The 4,749-nt window shown below is 35.0% G+C and carries 4 protein-coding genes; 3 read left to right on the top strand and 1 reads right to left on the bottom strand.

Translation table 11 applies throughout. The features are described from left to right. Positions 1-142 precede the first annotated feature (142 nt). The gene (locus tag HRU49_RS14025) at positions 143-655 is read right to left on the bottom strand and encodes a collagen-like protein (RefSeq protein WP_296358247.1); all 513 of its coding nucleotides are present in this window, start codon (positions 653-655) and stop codon (positions 143-145) included. Between the two features lie 201 nt (positions 656-856). On the opposite strand from HRU49_RS14025, the gene dnaK reads away from it, so the two are divergent. From dnaK to HRU49_RS14040, 3 genes are all read left to right on the top strand, one after another. Next, positions 857-2,761 (top strand): molecular chaperone DnaK, encoded by a 1,905-nt coding sequence (dnaK, locus tag HRU49_RS14030; protein ID WP_296358250.1) that lies wholly within the window; start codon positions 857-859, stop codon positions 2,759-2,761. 261 nt (positions 2,762-3,022) lie between these two features. After that, on the top strand, positions 3,023-4,327 hold the full coding sequence (locus tag HRU49_RS14035) for a CoF synthetase (protein ID WP_296358254.1): 1,305 nt from the start codon (positions 3,023-3,025) through the stop codon (positions 4,325-4,327). A gap of 98 nt (positions 4,328-4,425) precedes the next feature. Next, positions 4,426-4,749, top strand: a 324-nt coding sequence (locus tag HRU49_RS14040) for a 3-keto-5-aminohexanoate cleavage protein (protein WP_296358257.1), incomplete at its 3' end; no start/stop codon positions are given.

A 4,749-nucleotide genomic window follows, 5' to 3' on the forward strand; every position in this document is an offset into this window, starting at 1 on the left:
TTTTAAGCATATCAAAAACTGAAATGCATTCCATAGTGTATTGATTTAGTCGGTACAAATATAAAGTTTGTAGACTAGGAAAAGGATAAAAAAAAAGCCTCACTTAACTAGTGAGGCTTTACTAATTTTTTGGAATGGTTTTCTAACGTCTTTCAAATTCTGTGATGCCATACACATTCATTACATTTTCTAAATTAGAATAATCGATACGTCCTACATTATCTGCTGGAACAACAACTACTCTAAATACTTGAGCATCTGTGTAAGACGGATCTAATAAAGAGAAGTCTGTAGTGCCATCTAAAAAGAAACGGACATCGTTTTGCGTAAAGTCAAAATTATAAACTAAAGTACCGTCATTAAAATATTCGGTTTGAGGTAACAGACGCCAGATGTCTTGGCCACCATCAACTTCCCAGGAAATATAAACTAGAGTAACATCCGTTGGGAAAACATCGAACCCATAAGGTTCTATAAATTCATAATTGTCTTCTGGTGTAAAGTCTAAAACAATTTCAAAGGCTGAAGAGACAATTAGGCCACCATCTTCGCCGTCTTGACCATCAAAGCCATCAAAACCTGGAGGTCCTTGAGGGCCTTCACAAGCCATAAATAATAATGCAAATACTGTAATAAAGGATAATATGCGTTTCATATCTAAATAATTAATAGTTTTTATTAAGTATATCAAAGGGTATTCCAAACTCATCTCAGAGAAAAAATCTTTTGAAAAAACATATATGACATCATGTCACTTTTTTTGTCATGGCATAATACTTGACCTAATGAAAGCGAGTTTAAAATGAAATAATAAAACACGTTCCGTGAAAACGGAAATAAACCAGAACATATAATTATGAGTAAGATTATTGGAATTGATTTAGGAACAACCAACTCTTGCGTCTCTGTAATGGAGGGTAATGAGCCAGTTGTAATCCCAAACGCTGAAGGTAAGCGTACTACGCCTTCAGTTATCGCTTTCGTTGAAGGTGGTGAAATAAAAGTTGGTGACCCTGCAAAAAGACAAGCAGTAACTAACCCAACTAAAACTGTTTATTCTATTAAACGTTTTATGGGTAACAAGTACTCAGAGTCTAAGAAAGAAGCAGAGCGTGTACCATATAAAGTAGTTAAAGGAGATAATGATACTCCGAGAGTAGATATTGATGGACGTTTATATACTCCTCAAGAATTGTCGGCTATGATTCTTCAAAAAATGAAGAAAACAGCTGAAGACTATTTAGGTCAAGATGTATCTGAAGCAGTAATTACAGTTCCAGCATATTTTAATGACGCACAACGTCAAGCTACTAAGGAAGCTGGTGAAATTGCTGGATTAAAAGTAAGACGTATTATTAATGAGCCTACTGCAGCAGCATTAGCTTATGGATTAGATAAAAAATCTACAGATCAAAAAATCGTTGTGTTCGATTTTGGTGGTGGAACACATGACGTGTCTATCCTAGAATTAGGAGATGGTGTTTTTGAAGTATTATCAACTGATGGTGATACACACTTAGGTGGTGATGATGTAGACGAAAGAATTATAGATTGGTTAGCTGAAGAATTTATAGCTGATGAAGATATGGACTTGCGTAAAGACCCAATGGCTTTACAACGTCTTAAAGAAGCGGCTGAAAAAGCTAAGATTGAGTTATCATCTTCTGCACAGACAGAGATTAACTTACCATATGTAACAGCAACAGCAAGTGGACCAAAACACTTAGTACGTACATTAACACGTTCTAAATTTGAGCAGTTAATTGACGACTTAATTAAAAGAACTATTGAGCCATGTCAAACAGCTTTAAAAGCAGCAGGTTTATCTAAATCTGATATTGATGAAGTTATCCTAGTAGGTGGTTCTACACGTATTCCAGCGGTTCAAGAAGCTGTTGAGAAGTTCTTTGGAAAAGCACCGAGTAAAGGTGTAAATCCAGATGAGGTAGTGTCTTTAGGAGCAGGTATCCAAGGTGGTGTATTAACAGGTGATGTAAAAGACGTTCTTTTATTAGATGTGACTCCATTATCATTAGGTATTGAAACTATGGGTAATGTTATGACCAAGCTTATCGATGCTAATACAACGATACCTACAAAGAAGTCTCAGGTATTCTCTACAGCGGCAGACAATCAGCCATCGGTAGAAATTCATGTATTACAAGGTGAGCGTCCTATGGCAGCGGATAACAAGACTATTGGTCGTTTCCACTTAGATGGAATTCCACCAGCAAGACGTGGTACACCACAAATTGAAGTTACTTTTGATATTGATGCTAATGGTATCATTAAAGTATCTGCTGAAGATAAAGCCACTGGAAAGAAACAAGACATCCGTATTGAAGCATCATCTGGATTAACAGAAGACGAAATCCAAAAGATGAAAGCTGAAGCGGAAGCTAACGCAGAAGCAGATGCAAAAGCTAAGGAAACTGCAGATAAGTTAAACCAGGCTGATGGTATGATCTTCCAAACTGAAAAGCAATTAGAAGAGTTTGGTGATAAAATATCTGATGATAAGAAAAAGCCTATTGAAGATGCACTTGCAGAATTGAAGACAGCTTACGAAACAAAGGATATTGTAGTTATTGAACCAGCTTTAGAGAAAATCAATGAGGCTTGGAAGGTAGCAAGTGAAGAAATGTACAAAGCACAGGCAGAAGCTCAAGGTGGAGCGCCAGGACCTGATGCTGGAGCACAAGGGCAACCTGCAGATGAAGGAAGCGACGTTGAAGATGTAGATTTCGAAGAAGTGAAGTAATTTATGTTACTTTAAATACTGAAAAAGCCTGCTTTATTAAGCGGGCTTTTTTTTATCCTTTAAAATCCATAACTTAAGGAATGTGTTAAAAATCAGAGTATTGGTAAACTAAATAAATGAGTGCTTATTAATTTCAACATCCATAATTGGTAGGCTGTCGAAAAGTTGACATGGTTTATATCTTTTTAACTTTCAAGCCTTGTTTATCTCTTATCAAAACTATAATTTAATGCAACTGTAATGAGCAAATGAGACACTTTTGTGAAGAGGGATAAGAGTTTTAGAGAACAAGTTTTCTGGATGTTAGACAGTTTTAATGGAAGCCCAATTAAGTCTGCCCTACATGAAACTATTGCTGCATTAAATCGGAATAACGATTCTAATGAGGCTAAAACGGCATTGGAAAAACTCATAAAACACGCCACTTCAACGACAGGGTATTACAGTTCATATTCTGGAGATGCTTCAATTGATGAATTTCCGCTAATCAATAAGAACATTATCCGAGATAATCTTAGTCAGTTTTTATCTTCAAAATGTGTTATCAATAAGTGCAGGAAAGTATCCACAAGTGGATCTACAGGCACACCGTTTAGTGTTTATCATAATAAACAAAAAACGAATAAGAATAAAGCGGATAACATTTACTTTTCTTCTAAGTCTGGTTATACCATTGGCGATTACCTCATTTATATAAAAATATGGCCCGAGTCCTTAAACAAGCTACAGTCTATAAATTTGAAGGTCAGAAATATTCATCCTCATAGTGTGTATGATCTTTCAAGCGAAAACATTGAAGATTTAATAGAAAAAATTAACTCCGTCGATAAAAATGTGGCCCTTATTGGATATGCTTCTGCTTTCGAAAAAATTTGTAAGGATTTGGATAGTAAATCAGAGAATCTAATTACATTTAGACCAACATCCATTATTACTATTTCAGAGGCGTTGAATTCTTATACTAGAAATGCAATTAAAAAGCACTTTGGTATCTACCCAATTTCAAGATATTCTAATAATGAAAACGGAATAATTGCTCAGCAAATTTCATCTGATAACCCCAATTTTAAAATAAATACATCTAGTTATTTAGTTGAAATGTTTGATTTAAATCAGGACAATAAAATCGGTTTTGGACAACGTGGAAGAATTGTGATTACAGATTTATATAATTATGCCACCCCTTTAATTCGCTATGATACTGGAGATGTCGGAATAATGCATTTGGATGAGAATAACCAACCCTATTTTTCTCAAGTATTAGGGCGAAAGCTGGATCTTATCTATGATACTAAAGGAAATCTTGTTCCTGAGCATCTATCGGCCAAGCTTTGTAACTATGGACAATTTAAACAGTTCCAATTGGTCCAAAAAAAACGTAAAGAATATCTGATTAACCTAAATACAACTAAGAAGGTTGACGAGGAAAGGATGATTACTGAATACAAAGGCTATTTTGGAGATGATGCCAAGATAAATATTAATTATGTGGATGAAATACCCTTATTAAGGTCTGGTAAGCGTCAAGAGGTGGTCAATGAATATTACGCTAAGAAAAGCAGATAAGTCACAAATTATAGATTGTTATTACTTTTTATCGGATTAATTATTGATTTTAAGTAATGTTAATATAATTTGTAGTTCATTTAAATCCCAAATCATAAATGAACAAGCTGATTATCAACTTTACTCCTACGGGAATGATACCTACTAAAGACATGACTCCTCATGTTCCGGTAACTGTAAACGAAATTGTAGAAGACGTGCATCGTGCCTATGAATTGGGTATTACAATGACTCATATTCATGCACGTGATGAAAAAACAGGTGAACCAACTTACAGAAAAGAGGTATATGCTGATTTAATTAATGGCATTCGTAAATATGCGCCAGATTTAGTCATTTGTGCATCCTTAAGTGGGCGTAATTTTAATACGCTTGATAAACGTGCTGAGGAACTAACTTTAGAAGGTAAACTTAAACCGGAT

This window comes from Winogradskyella sp., from assembly GCF_013213975.1.
Lineage (GTDB): Bacteria > Bacteroidota > Bacteroidia > Flavobacteriales > Flavobacteriaceae > Winogradskyella.

What these genes read in the sequence shown, in the direction of transcription:
- dnaK (WP_296358250.1), top strand. Translation starts at nt 857, where the DNA reads ATGAGTAAGATTATTGGAATTGATTTAGGAACAACCAACTCTTGCGTC.
- HRU49_RS14025 (WP_296358247.1), bottom strand. Translation starts at nt 655, where the DNA reads ATGAAACGCATATTATCCTTTATTACAGTATTTGCATTATTATTTATG.